General features: G+C 62.0%; 20 protein-coding genes and 1 pseudogene. 13 read left to right on the top strand and 8 right to left on the bottom strand.

The window, feature by feature from the left end; translation table 11 throughout:
* Nucleotides 1-78 precede the first annotated feature (78 nt).
* The 5 genes from J7U39_RS21405 to J7U39_RS21385 all read right to left on the bottom strand — a co-directional run bounded on the left by J7U39_RS21405 (nt 79) and on the right by J7U39_RS21385 (nt 4,216).
* Nucleotides 79-2,469, bottom strand: coding sequence for a PAS-domain containing protein (locus tag J7U39_RS21405; protein ID WP_210631792.1), 2,391 nt, complete (start codon nt 2,467-2,469; stop codon nt 79-81).
* Between the two features lie 174 nt (nt 2,470-2,643).
* The gene (locus J7U39_RS21400) at nt 2,644-3,063 is read right to left on the bottom strand and encodes an HD domain-containing protein (RefSeq protein WP_210631791.1); all 420 of its coding nucleotides are present in this window, start codon (nt 3,061-3,063) and stop codon (nt 2,644-2,646) included.
* A gap of 5 nt (nt 3,064-3,068) precedes the next feature.
* Complete coding sequence (locus J7U39_RS21395) at nt 3,069-3,392, bottom strand: DUF2934 domain-containing protein (RefSeq protein WP_210631790.1); 324 nt, start codon at nt 3,390-3,392, stop codon at nt 3,069-3,071.
* 69 nt (nt 3,393-3,461) lie between these two features.
* Nucleotides 3,462-3,818: a hypothetical protein gene (locus J7U39_RS21390; RefSeq protein ID WP_210631789.1), complete on the bottom strand. Its 357-nt coding sequence runs from the start codon at nt 3,816-3,818 to the stop codon at nt 3,462-3,464.
* A gap of 107 nt (nt 3,819-3,925) precedes the next feature.
* Nucleotides 3,926-4,216: a hypothetical protein gene (locus J7U39_RS21385; RefSeq protein WP_210631788.1), complete on the bottom strand. Its 291-nt coding sequence runs from the start codon at nt 4,214-4,216 to the stop codon at nt 3,926-3,928.
* 351 nt (nt 4,217-4,567) lie between these two features.
* Here J7U39_RS21385 and J7U39_RS21380 point away from each other — a divergent pair, with 351 nt between their 5' ends.
* From J7U39_RS21380 to J7U39_RS21365, 4 genes are all read left to right on the top strand, one after another.
* The gene (locus tag J7U39_RS21380; protein WP_210631787.1) at nt 4,568-4,882 is read left to right on the top strand and encodes a co-chaperone GroES; all 315 of its coding nucleotides are present in this window, start codon (nt 4,568-4,570) and stop codon (nt 4,880-4,882) included.
* A 150-nt stretch (nt 4,883-5,032) separates the two neighbouring features.
* Nucleotides 5,033-6,661, top strand: a complete 1,629-nt coding sequence (gene groL / locus J7U39_RS21375) for a chaperonin GroEL (protein WP_210631786.1) — start codon at nt 5,033-5,035, stop codon at nt 6,659-6,661.
* Between the two features lie 57 nt (nt 6,662-6,718).
* A complete protein-coding gene (locus J7U39_RS21370) occupies nt 6,719-6,970 on the top strand; it encodes a hypothetical protein (protein WP_210631785.1) in 252 nt (83 codons plus the stop codon).
* A 250-nt stretch (nt 6,971-7,220) separates the two neighbouring features.
* Nucleotides 7,221-10,268 carry an FAD-binding and (Fe-S)-binding domain-containing protein gene (locus J7U39_RS21365; protein WP_210631784.1) on the top strand — a complete coding sequence of 1,016 codons (3,048 nt, stop codon included), beginning with the start codon at nt 7,221-7,223 and terminating at the stop codon, nt 10,266-10,268.
* Nucleotides 10,269-10,351: 83 nt separating this feature from the next.
* On the opposite strand, the gene J7U39_RS21360 is transcribed toward J7U39_RS21365, so the two are convergent.
* A complete protein-coding gene (locus J7U39_RS21360; RefSeq protein ID WP_210631783.1) occupies nt 10,352-11,482 on the bottom strand; it encodes an HPP family protein in 1,131 nt (376 codons plus the stop codon).
* 56 nt (nt 11,483-11,538) lie between these two features.
* Nucleotides 11,539-12,444 (bottom strand): LysR substrate-binding domain-containing protein, encoded by a 906-nt coding sequence (locus J7U39_RS21355; protein ID WP_210631782.1) that lies wholly within the window; start codon nt 12,442-12,444, stop codon nt 11,539-11,541.
* On the opposite strand from J7U39_RS21355, the gene J7U39_RS21350 reads away from it, so the two are divergent.
* From J7U39_RS21350 to J7U39_RS31865, 3 genes and pseudogenes are all read left to right on the top strand, one after another.
* Nucleotides 12,444-12,659, top strand: a complete 216-nt coding sequence (locus J7U39_RS21350; RefSeq protein WP_210631781.1) for a hypothetical protein — start codon at nt 12,444-12,446, stop codon at nt 12,657-12,659. The genes J7U39_RS21355 and J7U39_RS21350 overlap by 1 nt on opposite strands.
* Before the next feature lie 99 nt (nt 12,660-12,758).
* Nucleotides 12,759-13,070 (top strand): hypothetical protein, encoded by a 312-nt coding sequence (locus J7U39_RS21345; RefSeq protein ID WP_210632198.1) that lies wholly within the window; start codon nt 12,759-12,761, stop codon nt 13,068-13,070.
* Between the two features lie 150 nt (nt 13,071-13,220).
* Nucleotides 13,221-13,422 (top strand): annotated as a pseudogene (locus tag J7U39_RS31865) (hypothetical protein).
* Nucleotides 13,423-13,429: 7 nt separating this feature from the next.
* Here J7U39_RS31865 and J7U39_RS21340 read toward each other — a convergent pair.
* Nucleotides 13,430-14,332 carry a GNAT family N-acetyltransferase gene (locus J7U39_RS21340; protein WP_210631780.1) on the bottom strand — a complete coding sequence of 301 codons (903 nt, stop codon included), beginning with the start codon at nt 14,330-14,332 and terminating at the stop codon, nt 13,430-13,432.
* 261 nt (nt 14,333-14,593) lie between these two features.
* Here J7U39_RS21340 and argE point away from each other — a divergent pair, with 261 nt between their 5' ends.
* The 6 genes from argE to J7U39_RS21310 all read left to right on the top strand — a co-directional run bounded on the left by argE (nt 14,594) and on the right by J7U39_RS21310 (nt 21,289).
* Nucleotides 14,594-15,718, top strand: a complete 1,125-nt coding sequence (argE, locus tag J7U39_RS21335) for an acetylornithine deacetylase (RefSeq protein WP_210631779.1) — start codon at nt 14,594-14,596, stop codon at nt 15,716-15,718.
* Between the two features lie 24 nt (nt 15,719-15,742).
* Nucleotides 15,743-16,666, top strand: a complete 924-nt coding sequence (locus tag J7U39_RS21330) for a glyoxylate/hydroxypyruvate reductase A (RefSeq protein ID WP_210631778.1) — start codon at nt 15,743-15,745, stop codon at nt 16,664-16,666.
* A gap of 41 nt (nt 16,667-16,707) precedes the next feature.
* The gene (locus tag J7U39_RS21325; protein WP_210631777.1) at nt 16,708-17,061 is read left to right on the top strand and encodes a cupin domain-containing protein; all 354 of its coding nucleotides are present in this window, start codon (nt 16,708-16,710) and stop codon (nt 17,059-17,061) included.
* Between the two features lie 179 nt (nt 17,062-17,240).
* Nucleotides 17,241-18,704: an aldehyde dehydrogenase family protein gene (locus tag J7U39_RS21320; protein ID WP_210631776.1), complete on the top strand. Its 1,464-nt coding sequence runs from the start codon at nt 17,241-17,243 to the stop codon at nt 18,702-18,704.
* Between the two features lie 9 nt (nt 18,705-18,713).
* Nucleotides 18,714-19,757 carry a tartrate dehydrogenase gene (locus J7U39_RS21315; protein ID WP_210631775.1) on the top strand — a complete coding sequence of 348 codons (1,044 nt, stop codon included), beginning with the start codon at nt 18,714-18,716 and terminating at the stop codon, nt 19,755-19,757.
* 74 nt (nt 19,758-19,831) lie between these two features.
* Entirely contained in the window at nt 19,832-21,289 is a 1,458-nt protein-coding gene (locus tag J7U39_RS21310) for an NAD-dependent succinate-semialdehyde dehydrogenase (protein WP_210632197.1), read from the top strand.
* Nucleotides 21,290-21,316 lie beyond the last annotated feature (27 nt).

Genomic DNA, 21,316 nt, shown 5'->3' with positions numbered 1-21,316 from the left:
CTCCATCTCCCAGCGGCGAGCGCTAAACAATGCGACCAACAGCGAAGGCCGCCGCCGCTCGGAGAAGATGCCGTCTGCCTATCCGGCAGCGACACGCAACTGATCTGGCACCTCCGCGCCGATCGGAATCCGAAGCGTAAACGTCGTGCCGTCCCCGCGGCTGCTTGTCACTTCTATCGATCCGCCGTGAAGCTCGATGATCTGCTTGACGAGATTAAGGCCGATGCCAGTGCCGGCAATGCCCGTGGAACTTCTGGCACGGAAATAACGCTGGAACATCTTCGGGAGGTCATCGGCGTCGATGCCGATGCCTTCGTCGCGGACAGTGATGCAAACGCTGTCCCCTTCCTGCCATCCGGTGACGTGGACGTTCGGCGAATCCGGTGCGTATTTCACGGCGTTCGAGAAGAGATTGCTGAAGACCTGGTCGAGCGCAGGATGATCCCCATAGATGGTCGGAGGAAGCCGATCGAGGTCAAGCAGAAAACGGTGGGTGCGCCGGATGCTCTCCTGGCGGGCGCGGCAGATTTCGATGATTTCCGCGATCGAGCACGGCTTGTGCACGATGGTGATCCTGCCATGGTCCAGCCGCCCGGCAGCAAGAATACTTTCCATCAGTTCGAGCATGCGCGAAACCGAGCTGCGGATCTGATCGGCTTTTTCGCAAAGAAACTCCGGCGTCGCTGCCTCTTTGCGCCGAATGAGCCGTTGCGCCGCGCCGTCGATCACCGCAAGCGGGGTGCGGAATTCATGCGACGCCATCGAGACGAACTGCCGCTGCAATTCGTTGATCTGCTTTTCCTGTTCGAGCATCCGTTCGAGCTCTTCTGTCTGCCGCGCCAGTTCGACCGTGCGGGAGCGCACCATCTCTTCAAGCGTGTCACGGTGCTGCAGCAATGCCTTTTCGGCGCGCTTGGCCTCGGTGACGTCGACGACAGCCATCAGCGATGCCGCCTGGCCCTTGTAGTTCAAGCAGGTGGAATAGACGGTGACCTCGATGGCCGCGCCATCTCCCTTGAGATGGCGGCAAGAGCGGGACGACGCAGGATCCTCGACATCGAAAACGACGGCCTGCGGCGGATTGGATTCCTGCGCCTCGATGTCGGATAGTCGCATCGTCAGGAATTGCTCCAGACGATAGCCGTAGTGATCGATGGCGGCTTGGTTTACGTGGAGAAATCTCAACGTTTCATGATCGTAAACCCACATCGGCATCGGGTTGCCTTCGAACAGCAGCCTGAACGACGCCTCCTGCATCTTGAGATCGGTAATGTCGACACGTATGCCGACGCTGCCGCCTTCGGAGATCTGGCGTTCTTCGATCCGTATCCAGCGGTTTCCGGGTAGGCGTTGCTCGTGTTTGCTGGTGGGCTTTGCATGATGGGCCAGCCTTTCCGCCAGCCATTCCTCTTCGCGTCCGACCGCTTCCGGATATTGGCCGCGCTCGAGGCCTGCACGCAGGCGGTCTTCGAAGCGCATGCCTTTTACGAGCATATCGCCGCTTTCGGCGTAAAGCTGCTCATATCTCTGGTTCCAGAGGACGAAGCGGTCTTCCTCGTCGAATAGGACGAGACCTTCCGGGACGACTTCGAAAGCCGCCAGAAGACGTGAATGCGCTGCCCGCGCCTCCTGCTCGGCGCGTTCTGCCTGGACATGCGCCTTCGCAAGGGCCTTTTCAGCCTGCCAGGCCTGCGTGATATCCTCGTGGGTCGATACCCATCCGCCGTCCGACGTGCGCTGATGATAGCCGCGGATGATCTGGCCCGACTTGAGTTCCTTGATCCAATCCCGAGGCGTATCGCCCCTATTGGTCGCTTCGGCCCAGGCGAGATATTCCGAGGTCGAGGTGGCGGGAACGGCGCCGACCCCCTGTCTCAGGTTGAGGATGTCCTTGAGTGACTGTCCCGGATGGATGACGGAGGGATCAAGTCCGTAGACTTCGGCATAACGGTTGTTTGAAAGCAGCAGCCGGCCGGCCTCGTCGAACAGGCAGACGCCTTGTCCCATGCTGGCAAGTGCCGTATCGAGTTGCTCGTTGCGCCGCTGCAGGCGCGCGCGGACTGCGCCGAGCTCGATATGTCGCTTAATGCGGGCGACGAGCTCCGCGGCGGAGACAAGGTTGGAAACGCAATCCACCGCACCGGCGGCAAGCCCTCCGATCCGGCTCTCCTCGTCCTCCGGCGAGACCAGAATGATGACTGGAATATCACACGTTATAGGCTTTGATTTGAAACGCCGGCAGTCTTCGAGCCCACCTCCCTCCGGCGACAGGGCGTCCAGCAGAATGAGCGCCGGCAGCGGTCGTTTGGCGGCGCATTCGTGAAACTCAGCTCGGTCGAGGTGAACGCGCAGCACGATACCATGTCGCTCGAGGGCGTCGCCGACACCCTGCAGGCCTGCCAACGTGCCATCCATTGCCAAGATTGTGTGCAGTTCGCCGGACACGACCGTTCCCTCGTTCATCCACATGGGCGCGACTATAGGTCGTACCGGTTAACACGACCCTCACCTCAGGTCGGCCTCAGGGTGCTCCGCTTTCTATGGTTGAAGAATGGTTGCGAGCGAGGCGGAAAATATCCGGTGATGCAAGAGGACGCACGGCAGACATTCTTCGGGACTTTCGCCGGCACCGCCCGAACAGACCTAGCGTTCGTTCCGGATGTCGTGCAGGAGATCCAGACCGCGCTGGTATTTTTCGGTTTTCTTGCCGGCTTGTTCGGCCTGTCGGAGATTGTCTTCAAGGTCCGCCTGTTTGACTGGCAGGGCCAGCGAATTCGATGCGGCGCGTCTGACGAATTCGTCGTCAGGCTCCTCGGGCCGCCGCGTCAAGGCATCCACCGCAGAGATGATCGCCGGCGGGAAGCCTTCCTCCCTTAACCTGTCGAGCGTCCAGCCACTGCCTTTTTCGGCGACGTCGTGAAGATAGGCAACCGTTCGCGCCTCGTCTCCCGACACGAGAAGCGCGACCCGCTGGCAATGCTCAAAGAATGGCCGCCCGGTCTTGTCCACCTGCCCTTCATGCGCCTCTAAGGCGATTTGCATGGCATGGTCGAGATGCTGCATGGCGGTTACGGTCCTTCGGTCCTTCTGATTTTTCGCCGGGAAGGGTTCTCCCCGGTTGTTATCTCGATATCGGGCGTCGTGGAGCCGGCAACACCAAGGTCGGCTCGCGGCGGATCGAGATCACCGCTTTCCCCGGCTCCTTGCAGCAAGGCCGCATCATCTCTGTCGTCTTGATCAAGCAGGTCTTGCAGCGTCTCATGCTCGTCTTCGCCAGCCAGTTCGTCGCAAGCTTGCATCCAGTGACGCAGGTCCGAACCTTCAGGGCGGCCTTCGGCTTCCCAGATTTCATAGGCGCGCCGGCGTATCTGCTCGTGTTTATCTATGGCCATGATCTTCTCCAGTTTCGACCTGACCTCGCTACTCAATTTGGCGCGCGGCGACGAGCCGGGCGGCCATCTTCAAGGCGTGTTGATGGTCGGAAGAAAATCCTCCACCTGTTTGCGCTGATCCTTTGAAAGCGTCTCCACTCGCTCTTTCCAAAAGCGTTCGGCCGCCGGGGGATCCTCATTCCATTGACGAACAGTGGTGATGTTGTCGTCGATCTTGGACCGGCGCCGCCCGCCGAGACTGAGATACTCCCTCGCCAGTTTCAGGCTTGGGGTCTCGGTGCCGCTCTCGCGATCCAACGTCGAACGCACATTGCAGCGGGCGGCTTCCAATGCCGCCTGGCGATCGGCCTCAGCTTGCTGCGTGTCGAAGGAGCGCGCATCGTCGGTTCCACTCTCGGGTGAGATGTTGGTTGGGGAAGTGGTCATGGATCACCTTTCGATGCTGTGATCCAATAACCTCCGCCAGCCGCGAGAGTTCCGCATGCTGGCGATTGATTCGAGCGGGCGGCCAAGCCAAGCCGTCCTGCCGGCAATCAGTGAACGGCCATGCTTACCATGCGATAGGGGTGCACGGCCTCGAACTGCGAGATCATCGCCGTTGCCTGGAGCAACACGCGCTCGGCATTCTCGGGATCGTCCCTGGCGAGTTCGTCGGCATTGACGCGGATCGCTTCGGCCATGTTGTTGGAGAGCACGGCAAATTGCGTATTGCCTTCGACAAGAGCCTCACGCGCCGTATCCTCCAGCGTGCGAGCGATATCGACGAAGATCTCCTCGCGTTCCTCGATACTGAGGTCTTTGATTATATTGGTCTTCTCTTCCATGTCACTCACTCCTAAGACGTGGGACGGTGATCGAGCTCATCGAGCCTCGATCGCCAGAGAGCTAGGAACGCCGACGTCCGGATTCAAGCCTTGTGCAGTTTGAACTCGCCTTCGAGACGAGGGGACGACTATCTTCATTATGTCGAACGCAGGAAGGGGGCTTCTGTTCCCGGGAGAGTTGCTAGCAGTCGACAGCAGAGAGTGCTAATTTTTCTCCTGCTCCTCTTGAAATCGAAAAACGCTCGAACCAGATCATTCGCGCAATGCGCGCGACTTGCACCCGTCCGGATCTCATCAATCCGGTCCGGCCAGCACCGACACCGTCGTCATTGTTTGTCTATGGAGGAAGACATGTCGTTCCGACCGCTTCATGACCGCATTCTCGTCCGCCGCGTCGATTCCGAGGAAAAGACCAAGGGCGGCATCATCATTCCCGACACCGCCAGGGAAAAGCCGCAGGAAGGCGAGGTCATCGCCGTCGGTCCCGGCGCACGCGACGATGCCGGCCAAATCCAGGCACTCGACGTCAAGGTCGGCGATCGCATCCTGTTCGGCAAGTGGTCCGGCACGGAGATCAAGATCGATGGCGAAGACCTGCTGATCATGAAGGAAAGCGACGTGATGGGTATCATCGAAGCTCAGAGCGAGCGGAAAGAGGCCGCCTGAGTCCATCAAGTCGGAAGTCAACGCTAAAGCGCGTTGCGATCTCTGAGGGTCGTCCCTCGCGCTTTGGATCTTAATTTCTTCGCATGTCGTTCTCGCAAAACCGCTGTACACTTGGCGACATGCGCTAGCTGCCGATGAAGGAGTGAGGACATGGCTGCTAAAGAAGTCAAATTCAGCGTCGAAGCCCGCGAAAAAATGCTGCGCGGTGTCGACATCCTGGCCAACGCCGTAAAGGTGACACTGGGTCCGAAAGGCCGTAACGTCGTGATCGACAAGTCGTTCGGCGCGCCGCGCATCACCAAGGACGGCGTTTCGGTTGCCAAGGAAATCGAGCTCGAAGACAAGTTCGAAAACATGGGTGCCCAGATGGTCCGCGAAGTCGCTTCGAAGACCAGCGACATCGCCGGCGACGGCACCACGACTGCGACGGTGCTCGCCCAGGCGATCGTCAAGGAGGGCGCCAAGGCCGTGACATCAGGCATGAACCCGATGGACCTGAAACGCGGCATCGATCTCGCCGTCAGCGCTATCGTCGAAGAACTGAAGGCCAACGCCCGCAAGATATCCAACAATGCCGAAATTGCCCAGGTCGGCACCATCTCCGCCAATGGCGATGCGGAAATCGGCCGCTTCCTGGCGGAGGCCGTGCAAAAGGTCGGCAATGACGGCGTCATCACCGTTGAAGAAGCCAAGACCGCCGAAACCGAACTCGAGGTCGTCGAAGGCATGCAGTTCGACCGCGGCTATTTGAGCCCCTATTTCGTCACCAATGCCGACAAGATGCGGGTCGAATTCGAGGATCCCTATATTCTCATTCATGAGAAGAAGCTGTCGAACCTGCAGGCGATGCTGCCGATCCTCGAAGCCGTGGTTCAGTCCGGCAAGCCGCTCCTCATCATCGCTGAAGACGTCGAAGGAGAAGCCCTTGCGACCTTGGTCGTCAACAAGCTGCGCGGCGGCCTGAAGATCGCTGCCGTCAAGGCGCCTGGCTTCGGCGACCGCCGCAAGGCCATGCTTGAAGACATCGCCATCCTGACCGGCGGCACCGTCATCTCCGAAGATCTCGGCATCAAGCTTGAGAATGTGACGCTCAATATGCTCGGCCGGGCAAAAAAGATCACGGTCGAGAAGGAAAACACGACCATCATCGACGGCGTCGGTTCGAAGGAGGAGATTTCAGGCCGCATCGCCCAGATCAAGGCCCAGATTGAAGAAACCACCTCCGACTATGATCGCGAGAAGCTGCAGGAACGTCTTGCCAAGCTCGCCGGCGGTGTTGCCGTCATCCGCGTCGGCGGCTCGACGGAAGTCGAGGTGAAGGAGAAGAAGGATCGCGTCGACGACGCGCTGCATGCAACACGCGCGGCGGTCGAGGAGGGCATCCTGCCCGGTGGCGGTGTGGCGCTGCTGCGCGCTGTCAAGGCACTCGACAATTTGAAGACTGCCAATGACGATCAGCGGGTCGGCGTCGAAATCGTGCGCCGTGCGCTCGAGGCCCCGGCTCGCCAGATCGCCGAAAACGCCGGCGCCGAAGGTTCGGTCGTTGTCGGCAAGCTGCGCGAGAAGAGCGAATTTTCCTATGGCTGGAACGCTCAGACCGGCGAATTCGGCGATCTCTACGCGCAGGGCGTCATCGATCCGGCCAAGGTCGTCCGCACCGCGCTACAGGACGCATCTTCCATCGCCGGCCTGCTGGTGACGACGGAAGCGATGATCGCCGAAAAGCCGAAGAAGGATGCTCCTCCGGCGATGCCCCCCGGCGCCGGTATGGACTTTTAAGACAAGGCCGCAGGCTCGCCTGGACACGCCTGGCGGGCCTTTTCCGAGGGAATGAAGATGGTTCAAACGATCCTAAACCGATCGCAGGTGCCGCTGGACTCCCGCGATCTCGAAACCTGCCAGCGCGTCTTCGACAAGCTCAGCGCCGATTACGCAGTGGCAAGAGACAGCGACGAAGCCGAACGAATGGCGAGCATCATCATCGAGCTCTACCGACAGGGCGTGCGCGATCCCAATCATCTGCAGGCGATGGTCGAGGCGGCTCGCGGTCTCTTCGAGACAAACGGACGCCCACCGGCTGCTCACTGACTGCACGGAACCGTCACGGCGAAGGCTGATATAATGCAGCCTCCGCCGCGCACACGGACAGGGACAGGGACTGGGACTGGGACTGGGACTGGGACTGGGACTGGGACTGGGACTGGGACTGGCGTTGCGCGTTTTATCAGCCGCTGCAAGGAGCCGTGGCACTTGATCCTCACATCGCCCTCGGAAATCGATTCCGATTCTGGGGCTGATGCGCTAGTGACAGAGTTCGAGTGCATTCTGAAGGTTCGCAATGATTCCACGCCTCCAGCCGAAGGTTACCCTCGCCCTCCCCGCCACAGGGTTTTTCCAGCGGCTCGTCGAAGCGGGATTCGAGGGCGACATCGAGACCGGCCCGGCCAGCCGAACCGTATTTTCGACCGACAATTCCATTTACCAGCTTGAGCCGACGGGCATCCTTTTTCCGCGAGGCGTAGAAGACCTGCAGCACCTAGCGTCCGTGCTGGCAGAACCCACGTTCCGCGGAATAAGTATTGCACCGCGCGGCGGCGGCACCGGCACGAACGGGCAATCCCTGACATCTGGCGTGGTGGTGGATTGTTCGCGGCACATGAGGTCCATTCTCGAAATCGATCCCGTCCGCAGGGTCGCGCGCGTGCAGGCGGGCGTCGTCAAGGATCAGTTGAACCAGGCGCTGAAACCTTACGGTCTCTTTTTCGCGCCCGAACTCTCCACCTCCAACCGCGCCACGATCGGCGGCATGATCTCCACCGACGCCTGTGGCCAGGGTTCCTGCCTCTACGGCAAGACCAGCAACCATATTCTCGGATTGCGCATCGTGCTGGTGGACGGCTCCGATTTTTGGTCGCGCCCGCTCGATGCGGAAGCGCTCGATGAGATCGTCGCAGGTAAGGACCGCGTCGGCGAGATCCACAGAACGGTGGAGCGGATCACACGCGAAAAGCGGGACCGGATCACTGAGGTTTTCCCGAAACTCAATCGCTACATGACCGGCTACGACCTCGCCCATGTCAGGCGCGACGACGGATGCTTCGACCTCAACGCCGTTCTCTGCGGATCGGAGGGAACGCTGGCTTTGATCGCCGAAGCCGAACTCAACCTTCTGCCGATCCCCGCTCATGCGGCGCTGATCAATATCCGCTATGGCGATTTCAATACCGCCCTGGAAGACGCCCGCGATCTCGCGGCGCTGAAGGTCGCCTCGGTGGAGACCATCGATGAGAAAGTACTTGGTCTTGCGAGACGCGACATCGTCTGGACCGGCATCGCCCGCTTTTTTCCGGATGAACCGGACGCGGTGACCGATGGCATCAATATCGTCGAAGTCCTCGCCGACGACGAGGAGGAGCTCGAACGCAAGCTCTCGGAAGTGACCGCAGCTCTCGACGCCGGCATAAGCACCCGCCATGCCGGTTACACGATTGCCCGAGGCCATGCTGAGGTCGAGGCGATCTGGTCGATGCGCAAGCGCGCCGTTGGCCTGCTCGGAAATGTGGAGGGGCCGGTCAGGCCTGTCGCCTTCGTCGAGGATACGGCCGTGCCGCCGGAAAATCTGGCGGCCTATATTCGCGAATTCCGCGCCCTTCTCGATGGCGCTGGCCTTTCCTACGGCATGTTCGGCCATGTCGATGCCGGCGTGCTGCACGTGCGGCCAGCCCTTGACCTCACCCGCGACGCTCATGTCCGGCTGGTTCGGGAGATCAGCGACGCCGCGGTGACGCTCACCCGCAAATATGGCGGCGTGCTCTGGGGAGAGCACGGCAAAGGGGTGCGTTCGGAATATGTGCCTGAATTCTTCGGCGATCTTTATCCCTGCCTGCAGGAAATCAAGCGGGCTTTCGATCCGGATAACCGGCTCAATCCGGGCAAGATTGCCACGCCTTCGTCAGAGGCGCTGACAAAGATCGACGATGTCCCGCTGCGGGGAGATACCGACCGTATCATCGGCAACCAGATCCGCTCCGCCTTCGACAATGCCGCCTATTGCAACGGCAATGGCGCCTGTTTCGATTTCGACGAAACGAGCCCGATGTGCCCCTCCTACAAGGCGACGCGCGACCGGCGCTTTTCGCCCAAGGGCCGTGCCGCGCTGATGCGGGAATGGTTGAGGCTGCTTGCCGAAAATGGCATCGATCCCCGCGATGAGGCAACGCGCCTGCGGCGAAGCGCTCCGCTCGCGAGCCTCGCGCGACGCGCCTTCAACTCGCTGAGCCCGGCAAATCGGGACGATTTTTCCCATGAGGTGCGCGCGGCGATGGAGACCTGTCTCGCCTGCAAGGCCTGCGCCGGGCAATGCCCGGTGAAGGTCATCGTGCCGGCCTTCCGCTCGAAATTCCTGGAACTCTACTACGGACGTTATCTCCGTCCGCTGAAGGACCCGCTGGTCGCGGCGATCGAGACGACCCTGCCGCTCGTCCAGCGCATCCGCCCCGCCTACAACATGGTCGTCGGCACGCGGGTCGGCAGAAGGTTGATGCGTGTGGTGGGGCTGACCTCGCTGCCGCGTCTGCCGCAAATCTCACTGGCAAAGGAAGCCGCCCGCCTCGGCGTGCCGCTTGCGACCGCTCAGACGATCGAAGCGCTGTCGCCGGGTGAAAGGCAGCGGAGCGTGGTCTTCGTCGCCGACAGCTTTACCGCCTATTTCGATCCTGACGTTGCACTCGCCGCAATCGTTCTCGCCAGGAAATCAGGCTTCTCACCCCTTCTCGCGGCCTCCCATGTCAATGGCAAAGCCCTGCATGTGCATGGCTATCTCGGACGCTTCGCCGATGCAGCCCAACGGACAGCAGGCTATCTTCAGCAGCTCGATGATGCCGGAATGACGCTTGTCGGCCTCGATCCGTCGATGACGCTCGCCTTCCGCAGCGAGTATAAAGGAATGCTGAAGGCGGCAGTCCTTCTTCCCCAGGAATGGCTCGCCGCCAATCTCGACCGGCTCGCCGCTTCCCCTTCGGTCGTCAAGGGCAACAGCTTCCGCTTGATGCCTCATTGCACCGAACGCACCAATGCGCCGGCCTCCGTCGCACAATGGCAAAAGATCTTCGAAAGCCTTGGCATTGACCTTCAGGTTGCGCAAACCGGCTGTTGCGGCATGGCCGGCACCTTCGGGCACGAGGCCCGCAACCGCCCGATCTCCGAACGCCTCTACGCGATGAGCTGGAAACCGGAAGTCGATGCGGCCGGCGATACCGATATCCTTATGGCGACAGGATATTCCTGCCGGTCGCAGGTGAAGGAAATTGACGCGAAGCGCATTCCACATCCGTTTCAGGTCATCGCCGGGATCATTTCGGAAACGTCCGAAGTCCCGCAGTTGTAGACGGCAACTTCGCGGAAATGACGACGCAGCATGCAGCCTGTGACAGCGAGATCTCCGGCGGCAATCCGAGCCGCTCGACAAGCTCACGCCACGGCCGCGATCGTGTCGCCGTCATTCGGCAGCAGCCGCGCCACGGCGCTCAAAAGGTCGGTCTGCGATATCAGGCCGAGGATCCGGTGGTCGTCGTCGACAATGATGACGGCATGGGTGCGCCCGTCCGTCAGAACTGGCAGGAGCGACAGAGCCGCATCTGAAGCTCTCGCCGTCGCCGGTTTGGAGATCGCATGGGCAATCGTATCGCCGTCCGCAAACAATTCACGCAAGCCGACAGTGCCGATCAGACGGCCTTCCGGATCCTTCACCGGCAAGGTACGGATATTATGCTTCAAAAGAAGATGCCGCGCGGCGTCCGGCCCAGACGCCTCACCGATGGCGATCACGTCACGCGACATGATATCGGCGCAGCTGATCTTGTCGTTTGATCGGATGGCTGCCTGCAGCTCGACCTGCTGCAGCAGTCGCCCGAGGTCGGCCCGGTCGATATCGAAGGTTTCGTCGAGCGCTTCAAGGGCGGCGTCGACATCCTCCTCGCGAAAGCCCACCCGCACAGCAGATGGCGGATCGATCGTCTGGTGGGTGTTTTCCGCCGGCTTAGGAACGACGTGCGGATAGTTCCGCCTGGAAAGCTTGTGGAACAGCAGCCCGAGCCCGACGAGTATGCAGGAGTTCAAAGCGACCGGCACGAAGGGAAAGACGAATCCCCAGCCGGCAACGACGGGGCCGCCGAGCACGGCGGTCAGTGCCGCAGCCCCTCCCGGCGGATGCAGGCATCGCGTGAACGACATCGCCCCGATGGCCAGCGAAACGCCGACGCCCGTCGCAATGATCGGATCACGAATGAAATACGCGGCAATGATGCCCATCGTGGCGGAAATCGTATTGCCGCCGATGATCGACCAAGGCTGCGCCAACGGGCTTGCCGGCACGGCGAAAAGCAGCACCGCCGACGCCCCCATCGGTGCGACGATCAGCGGAAGATGCGGCCCCTGACCGAACAGATAACCGCTGATGACGCCGGTGAGACCGATGCCCAGCAAGGCGCCGAAACAGGCAATTAATCGTTCTCTTAGCGTTGCGCCGGCCAGAATGGGCGAAAACAAGCGAAAGCGGCGAAAACGGCTCGGCCCCACCTTCGGTGAAACGGGTAACTGCATGCGAAGACCAATGATGAATGAGAATTATCTGGAGGGCGAAGGAAGAGACCCAGGCGCTAGTTTGTTGCCAGCCTGACATCTCTGCCTTTGGTTGCACCAAGCACCTCATGGAAGGCGCTGAAGGCACTGGGGCAATGATCCTTGCGGTAGACCAGCAGGGTCTCGACCGGCCCGAGCTGATGGGTCTGAACGGCGGTCGGCCAGTGCATGAGATCGAGAACGGACCTTGGCATCACACCCGCCGTATTCCCGGTCGCAACGCTCGCCAGGATCGCATGATAGGAACCGTGCTGGCTCGTCGGCAGGTCGCTCGATTTGCGCGCCCAGTCTTCGGCAATCCGGCGATAGGTGCAGCCGGGTTCCAAAGCCGCGAGCGACCCGATACGCATGTCGGCCGCGGATTTGATGGCGGGATGCCCGGACGGCAGCACGATCAACAGATCTTCGACGAAGACCGTCTCCATCTCCAGCGCCTTGAGTTCGGCATCGAACTCCAAATCCTCCTCCCGCATCGCCTTCGGTGGCCGGGCAATCAGCGCGCAATCCAGCACATCGGCCAGAACATCGCGGGCGAGATCGCGAGACGCGCCCATCGTCAGATGCAGCGACACGTCGGGCCACATCTGATTGAATTGCGTCAACGCCGCCGGCAGCCTGCTTGCCGCCGTACTTTCCATCGTGCCGACCCGCAATGTTCCCGATGGAGCAAGAGGCCGCACGGCTTGACGCGCTTCAAGCGCCAGCGCCATCAGCCGGTTGGCATAGGCGAGAAAGGTTTCGCCCTCCCGTGTCAGCGTCATCTTCTTGCCGTCACGGCTGAACAGGCATGCACCAAGGTCCTCCTCCAGTTGCTGGATGCGCGTCGTCACATTCGACGGCACCCGCCCGACCGCCTTGGCGGCCTTGGTAACGCTGCGATCGCTGGCAACGGCGAGGAATATCTCGATTGACGAAAGGTCCAATGAAAGATCTCTTTTCCGGAATTAAAGCGAGTCATTGTTCTCTATATAAAAATCATCACCCGAGCTCAAGCGGGTTTAGGCCCAGGCGAAACAACGGAATCGGGGCAGCGCGTGAAGGCTCCCGGCTCGACCTTCTCATTAAAAATGTCCGCGCCATCCGCAGGCCAGACAGCCAAGTGATTGCCGAAAAAAAGATCGAGACGCCGCCGAAATAGCCACGCCAATCGCTGCATCGGCTCGGCTACCGGGCGTTTTACGGCTGGCATGGAGATTGCGTCTCAATGCTGATCTGTAGAACGACCGGCGCCGACCATATGCTGCACCTAGTCCTGACCTGCCTTCTTCTGAGCGTCGCTTCAGGCCTCAGCATGCGGCGTTTTCTTCTGCCGTATTTTTCCGGCGGCGATCTCGCTGAGAAATCCGCTCCCGTGACGGTCGTCGCAAGCGCGGTCTTTCTGGCGGCAGTCGCCTTCACCGTCTCCGACCAAAATCTCTGGGCAAAATCTGTCGTGCTGATGCTCTGCCTTATGCTGGCGGCAATGTTCGACGACGCCCGCCCCAGGCTGACCATCGCCCTTGCTGCCGTTAGCCTGGCCGCCTATCTCGGGCTACGCTCGATTGGCTGAGGCCGTCATGCGCGCCAGCCGCAGTGAGACGATGGCCGAGCAGCTTCGCGCGGCGCCAACAACGATCTTCGTGACAGAATAGTTTCGCAATATAATTCTCTCCTTCTGAATATTTTTCGAAGCGGATCGCTTCAAGAATGGGAGAGGGCGATGAATATCGAGCAGCGAGAGAGGATCTGGTCGGAGTGGTATGCCTGGCATCCTGTCCCCGCCAATCGATGACACGGTGTTCTGGCTCGAGACCGTATACCGGCGGGAAACGGCGGAAGGACTGTGGCAATATCGTTCCTTCCGACCCGAAGTCGAACGTATCAAGGCTGCGGACGCCACGCCCATTTATCCCGGCGCTTAATTCCCCGTCAGCCGAGCGCCTGGCTGACCAGCGCATAGGTTTTCGGCCGATGCCCGACATGACCGCCCGGAATTGGAAGCCAAGGGGCGCCCAGCGACATGGTTGTCACGAAGTCAAAGACAGCAAGGCCGCAGCGGGAGAGAAAATCGGCAAATATCCCGACTTTCTCGCGTGTATCGAGGCGCAGGAATAACCCCGCATGCTCGAGCGCATGCGGATGGACGACAGCAATCGCGTCTGCGTCACTGGCGGCCACCACCGGGCCGACGACATGGCCGCGCCCGAACCTTCGGCAAAGCGAGAAGGCCTCGATCCGGCCGGCGCGAACCAACACGATGCCCTTGGAATGTCCCATGAGCCGAGCCAGAAGCGGCGTGCGGTCCGTGCCGAAGGCCACGCGATCCAGTTCTGCGATCGCCTCCAGATCTTCAGCTTCCACAGGCCGTATCGCGGCACCGGGCGGCAACTCCACATCCGGTGGCGCTATCGCTTCACCCTGGCATTGAAAGACGGGCGCTTCACGGACAAAATCCAACGACAAATAAAGGCGTCGCGCCGCCCGCGTCGCGTTCAGCCCAAGATTACGCCCGGCAACCTGGTCGAGCGCGTGGCGCATCAGCCATTGCCCGGCGCCATTGGCCTGCAGGCGCGGCGAAGTGATGACCATACCGATCGTGGCGAACCGTTCATCATAGGGAAACCACATCGCAGAGCCGAGGATGCGGCCGATTTCATCTATGGCCGCGATGCCCTGGCCGAATTCCCGCAGGAACTGCCAGTCTTCACGGCGATGCGGCCAGGCAACGGACATCGACAGCGCATGCAGCTTGTCGAGGTCGACACTGTCGATCCCGGCAATGCGCGTCTCGAAACTGTCGACCAATCTGGATTCGGATGTCAGTGCACTCACTCCCGCCCTCCTCGCGCATGTCCGGCCAATCCATAGGGAAAGCGCCCTCCTGAAACTTCGTTATCCAGATTAGGACGGTTCGTGCGATACAATTCACTGGCGAAGCCCGCGCGAACACAACAATCGTCCAAATCCGAGGCACTTTCGGCAAATAAAGCCGGGGCAGGCCTCTACAGTCATTGACCAGATCCCGAGCGCCGACGGCGCCGTGATGGCCAAAGCCCGGCGGCAATTCGATCCATCCGTGCAGTGAGGAGGCTCATGCAGGCAATTGAAATCCTCGAAAGGCTTGTCGGCTTTTCCTCCATCGTCGGCACACCCAACGGCGAAATCGTCACCTGGATCCGGCAGTACCTGCAAAGTCACGGCATTGCCGCCACCGAGCTTCCCGGCCCTGAGGGGGACCGGTCGAACCTCTTCGTGACGATCGGCCCAAGGGAGAGCCCCGGCTACATCCTCTCCGGCCATATGGATGTCGTTCCCGCCGCCGAGGGCGGGTGGAGCAGCGATCCGTTCCGCCTGCGCGCCGAAAAGGACCGCCTTTACGGTCGCGGAACCACCGACATGAAGGGCTTTCTCGCCGTCATGCTTGCCGCCGCCCCCGCGCTCGCGGCGGCAGGGCTCCGCCGGCCCATCCACCTCGCTTTTTCCTACGATGAGGAGGCAGGCTGCCGCGGTGTCCCGCACATGATCGCGCGGCTGCCTAAGCTCTGCGCACGTCCGCTCGGCGCGATCATCGGCGAGCCGAGCGGCATGCGGGCGATCCGGGCCCACAAGGGCAAGGCAGCCGCTCGGCTGACTGTCATGGGCCGCTCCGGCCATTCCTCGCGCCCGGAACAGGGACTGAATGCCATCCACGCCATGACCGAGGTTTTGGCTTGCGCTAGCGCCGAAGCCGAACGGCTGACGCATGGTCCGTTCGAGCATGTGTTCGAACCGCCCTATTCCTCGCTCCAGGTCGGCACATTGAAGGGCGGCCAGGCGGTCAACATCATTCCCGATAGCTGCGAGGCCGAGTTCGAGGCCAGGGCTATTTCCGGAATCGACCCGGCCACGCTGCTTGCGCCGCTGCGGGCCGTGGCCGAGGCGCTACCGCAACGCGGCTTCCAAGTGGAATGGCGCGAACTCAGCGCCTATCCGGCGCTGTCGCTTGCCGCCGATGCGCCACTTGCGCGCTTGCTTGGCGAACTTACCGGTAGCGAGCCGCTCGCCGCCGTCAGCTACGGCACCGAGGCCGGCCTTTTTCAGCGCGCCGGGATGGATGCGATCATCTGCGGGCCGGGCGATATCGCCCGTGCTCACCGGCCGGACGAATTCATCCTCAAGGGCGAACTCCTGGCCTGCCAGGCGATGATCGAGGCACTCGCCCGACATTGCATCGCCTGACCGTCAGATCAAGGAGCCGATGCAATGACCTTTCTCTTCAATTCCGATGCGAAGCGGGGCGCCGTATTCGCTGAGGCCTTCGCGCGCGACCTTCCCGACATAGACTTCGCCACGGATCCGGCGTCGGTCGAACCGGAGGCGGTGCGCTACCTCATCACCTGGACCGTGCCGGATGATCTCGCGCGCTACCGCAATCTCGAAATCCTGTTTTCGATCGGCGCCGGCATCGATCAGTTCCGCATCGACGCCGTGCCGGCGCAGGTCAAGGTGGTGCGCATGGTCGAGGACGGCATCGTCAGGATGATGCAGGAATATGTGACGCTGGCCGTCCTCGCACTCCATCGCGATCTGCCGGCCTATCTCGACCAGCAGCGGCGCGGGATCTGGCAGCCGATCCCACCCGTTCAGGCCGCGAAACGCCGCGTCGGGGTGCTGGGGCTTGGCATGCTGGGAAGCGCAGTGCTTGAGAGTTTGCGCCCCTTCGGCTTCCCGCTGTCCGGCTGGAGCCGCACCCCGCGCGCGATCGAGGGCGTTCGGTGCCTCAGCGGCGGCAAGTGGCTGGAGACCCTGCTTGCCACCACCGATATTCTGGTCTGCATGCTGCCGCTGACCGAGGAGACGCGCGGCTTCCTGAATGCCGAGCTCTTCGCCAGGCTTCCCGCCGGGGCCGCACTCGTTCATGCCGGCCGCGGCGCCCAGCTCGATCATCAGGCGCTCGTCGGCGCGCTCGACACCGGGCATCTCTCCGGCGCCGTCGTCGACGTTACCGATCCGGAGCCGCTGCCACCGGGCCACGCCTTCTGGAATCATCCGAAAATTCTGCTGACGCCGCATATCGCCAGCGTCACTCAAGCCGAAACCGCGGCGGCCGCCGTGATCGGCAACATCAAACGGCATCAATCCGGCCTCGATCCGATCGGGCTGGTCGATCGCAGCCGCGGCTACTGATCTATCTCGCCACACAAATCTGCACCCCGGAAAGGAAAACAATGTCTTTGCTCAAGACCATCGACGCCAACCCATCCCATCCGCCGCGCGAGTCCGGCCCCCTTCCCGAGCGCCTGATCGCGGGCAATCCCACCTTCAAGACCTGGGCACAGGATGTCGCTCGCGCAGAGACGGTTCATACCGGCATATGGGAGGCGACGCCCGGTGAGACGCGTTCGATCAAGGGCGAGACGTTCGAGTTCTGCCATATTCTGTCCGGTCTGGTCGAACTCACGCCGGAAGGCGGAGAACCGGTGGTCTACAGGGCCGGCGACAGCTTCGTCATGAAGCCGGGCTTTATCGGCGTCTGGAAGACGATCGAGACGGTGCGCAAGATCTACGTGACAGTGACGTGAGCTGGCGGGCGGCTGTCCTCTCTGCGCGGGCAGCGCGGCGCCGGGCGCGGACACCAGCCGTAGATTTGACTGGTGGCGGCGGGGAAAACGCAATTTTTATCCGCCGCAACAATATCGGTCGATGCATGCTGCTCGGTTTCGCAAGCTAGGCTTAAGCAAGCTCATGCCGAGGACACGCAATGACACTCAGCTTCGATCCGAACTCGATCTCACTGCCCGTAGGGCATTTCATCGGCGGCCGGCTGGTTCCGGCCGAAGCCGTCATCGACATGCATCGGCCGTCCGACGGCAGGGCCTATGCCGGCTGTCCGCTTGCCGACGCGGCCCTTGTCGATCAGGCCGTGGAAACGGCAAAGGGTGCATTGAATGAAAGCAATTGGGGCGGTGTGCGCCCGCGCGAGCGCACCAAGGCGCTGCAGCGCTGGGCGGACCTGATCGAAGCCGAGGCAGAGACCCTCGCCAGGCTTGAGGCGCTCTCCTCAACCCGCCCCGTCGGCCAGCTCGTTGCCGGCGACATCGCCGTCACCGCCGAACAGATCCGCTTCTTTGCCGAATTCGCCGACAAGGAAGGCGGCGATCTCGTCCCGACCGACGACGCGAATTTCGGCATGATCATGACGGAACCCTATGGCGTCGTTGGCGCCATCACGCCCTGGAATTTCCCCCTGTCGATGGCCGGGTGGAAGCTCGCTCCGGCGCTGGCCGCGGGCAATGCGGTGGTGTTGAAGCCATCGGAGATGACGCCGTTTTCAACGCTCTACATGTCCGAACTTTCAGTGCGGGCCGGCCTGCCCGCCGGCCTCGTGAATGTCGTGCTCGGCGACGGCCCCACCACCGGAACGGCCGTCACCGGGCATCCGGGGATTTCCAAGGTCAGCTTCACCGGCTCGACTGCGGCCGGTGCGGCGATCATGGCCAATATCGCCCGTACCGGCGTGAAGCCGATGACGCTGGAGCTCGGCGGGAAGAGCCCGCAACTCGTCTTCGCGGATGCCGATCTCGATCTCGCCGCGGGCGCCATCGCCGGCAGCATTTTGTCCAATGCCGGCCAGGCCTGCATATGCGGATCCCGCCTCATCGTCGAGGCGAAGGTGGCGGACGCGCTCGCGGCAGCACTGCTGTCCCGACTGGCGGCAATCCGCCCGGGACCGACCTGGGAGGAAACGACCGACTATTCGCCCGTTATCTCCGAACGCCAGATCGCCCGCATGGATGGCATCATCCGCGCCGCCATCGACGGCGGCGCGGAGTGCCTTACGGGCGGCGGCCGGCTCGACCGTGAGGGCTATTTCTACGCGCCGACGCTGATTTCGGGCGTGTCGGCAACATCGCCCGCGGTTCTCGAGGAAATCTTCGGACCGGTCCTGACCATCCAGACCTTCGAGGATGAGGAGGAGGCGCTGAGGCTGGCCGACCACCCATCCTATGGGCTGGCCGCCGGCCTCTTCACCCGCGATCTCGCGCGCGCCATCCGCCTCACCGGCCGCCTGCAGGCCGGCACCGTCTGGGTCAACCGTTACGGCCGCTCGCGCGACCATATCCTGCCGACCGGCGGCTACAAGCAGTCCGGCATCGGCAAGGATCTCGGCCGCGAAGCCTATCATGCCAACCGCAAGAGCAAGAGCGTGCTCATCAGCCTTTAAGGAGCTGCGATGAAGACCTACAGGATTGCCCTTCTGCCAGGAGACGGCATCGGCCGCGACGTGACCGACGCTGCCTGGGCCGTGCTCGAAAAGACCGCCGGATCGGGCGGATTTTCTCTTGAAGCGACCCGCTACCCCTGGTCCTGCGACTATTATCTCGAAAACGGCAGCATGATGCCCGCCGACGGGATCGAGACGCTGAGCTCTTTCGACGCCATCCTGCTCGGCGCCGTCGGATGGCCACGCAAGGTGCCCGATTCCGTGTCGCTGCATGGGCTCCTGCTGCCCATCCGCAAGGCTTTCGTTCAGTATGCCAATATCCGCCCGCACAGGCTGCTGCCGGGCGTGCAGGGGCCGCTGCGGTCCGAGGGCTTCGACATCCTCTGCATCCGCGAAAATACCGAGGGCGAGTATTCCGGCGCCGGCGGCCGCGTCCATCAGGGCACGGACAGCGAAGTAGCTGTGGAAACCTCGATCTTCACCCGCAAGGGGATAGAACGCATCCTGCGTTTCGGCTTCGAGCAGGCACGCGCGCGGCGTGGCAAACTCGCTTCAGTGACCAAGTCCAATGCGCAGAAATATTCGATGGTCTTCTGGGACGAGATCACCCACAGGCTCTCTGCGGGATATCCGGATGTCGAGGTGACCAGCTACCACATCGACGCCATGGCCGCCCGCATGGTCATGGCGCCTGAGAGCCTCGATGTCGTGGTCGCATCCAATCTCTTCGGCGACATTCTGACCGACCTTGGGGCCGCCATCCAGGGCGGGCTCGGCTTTGCGGCATCGGCCAACATCAATCCCGATCGCTCGGCGCCGTCCATGTTCGAACCCGTCCACGGCTCCGCGCCTGACATCGCTCATCTCGGAATTGCCAATCCGATAGCCGCCATCTGGTCGGGCGCAATGATGCTGGAACACCTCGGAGAGGCGGCTGCTGCCGCAAGGATAATGGCCGCGATCGAGGCGACGACGGCGCGCGGCATCGGCGCTGTTCCCGGCAAGGACAAGACGGAGACGATCACGACATCGGTGCTTTCGGTACTCGACTAGAGCATGTCGCACAGGTTGCGCCGCGGTTTTGCGCCCGGAATTGTGGAGAGGACGCTTTGATGAAAGAGGACAAGATGAACGGATTGAGGGATGGCAGCCTGCTGCGCCAGCAGGGGCTCATCGACGGAGAATGGTGCGGGGGCGCAGCGGGGCGCACGATCGAGGTCATCGATCCGGCGACGCAGCATGTGCTGGGCAGCGTGCCCGACATGGACGCAGCCGACACGCGGGCCGCGATCATGGCGGCAGAAAAGGCTTTTGGTCCATGGCGGGCAAAGACCCATGCCGAGCGCGCCGCCCTGCTCGAGGCCTGGCACGATCTGATGCTCGACAATATCGAGGATCTGGCGCTGATCCTGACCACGGAACAGGGAAAGCCGCTGACGGAGGCGCGAGGCGAAATCCGCTACGGCGCCTCATTCATCAAATGGTTTTCCGAGGAAGCACGTCGTATCGGCGGAACAACCATCCCCTCGCCCACCGCGGAGCGACGGATCATCGTTCTGAAGGAGCCCGTCGGCGTATCGGCGATCATCACGCCTTGGAATTTTCCCAATGCGATGATCACCCGCAAGGTGGGGCCGGCACTTGCGGCAGGTTGCACGGTGGTCATCAAGCCATCGGACCTGACCCCGTTTTCGGCGCTGGCGCTCGCCGTACTGGCGGAACGCGCCGGCATCCCCAAGGGCGTGATCAACATCGTCACCGGCATGCCGGCCGCGATCGGCGACGAATTGATGACGAACCAGACCGTCCGCAAGATCTCTTTCACCGGCTCGACCCGCGTCGGCTCGCTGCTGATGCGCGGGGCGGCCGACAGCGTCAAGCGGCTCAGCCTCGAACTCGGCGGCAACGCACCCTTCATCGTCTTCGACGATGCCGATCTCGACCTTGCCGTGGAAGGCGCCATCGCGTCGAAATTCCGCAATGGCGGACAGACCTGCGTCTGCGCCAACCGCCTTCTCGTCCAGTCCGGCGTCTATGACGCCTTTGCCGCCAAACTTGGCGCGCGGGTCGCAGCCATGAAGGTCGGGGCAGGCACCGAGGCCGGCACGGATATCGGGCCGATGATCAACAAGGCGGCGATCGAGAAGATCAACCGTCACGTGGAGGATGCCGTAAAAAGGGGAGCCAAGATCCTCGCCACTGTGGATTCCATGCCTGCAGGCGATCAATATGCCGCTCCGATGGTGCTTGGCGGCGCGACCACCGACATGCAGCTCGCCAGCGAAGAGACATTCGGACCGGTTGCACCGCTGTTCCGGTTCGACACCGAGGAGGAGGCGATCCGCATCGCCAATTCCACTCCCTTCGGCCTTGCAGCCTATTTCTACACCGAGAGCCTGAAACGGTCCTGGCGCGTCGGCGAGGCGCTCGAATTCGGCATGATCGGCCTGAACACCGGCGCCATCTCGACCGAGGTCGCTCCGTTCGGCGGCGTCAAGCAATCCGGCCTCGGGCGTGAGGGCGCACGATGCGGCATTGAGGAATATCTTGAAATGAAGAGCTTCCACATCGGCGGGCTCTCCTGACCGTCATAAAAAAGGGCGCCGGAAGCT

This window comes from Rhizobium sp. NLR16a (assembly GCF_017948245.1).
Classification (GTDB): Bacteria; Pseudomonadota; Alphaproteobacteria; order Rhizobiales; family Rhizobiaceae; genus Rhizobium.
This window is presented reverse-complemented; position numbering and strand designations above follow the sequence as displayed.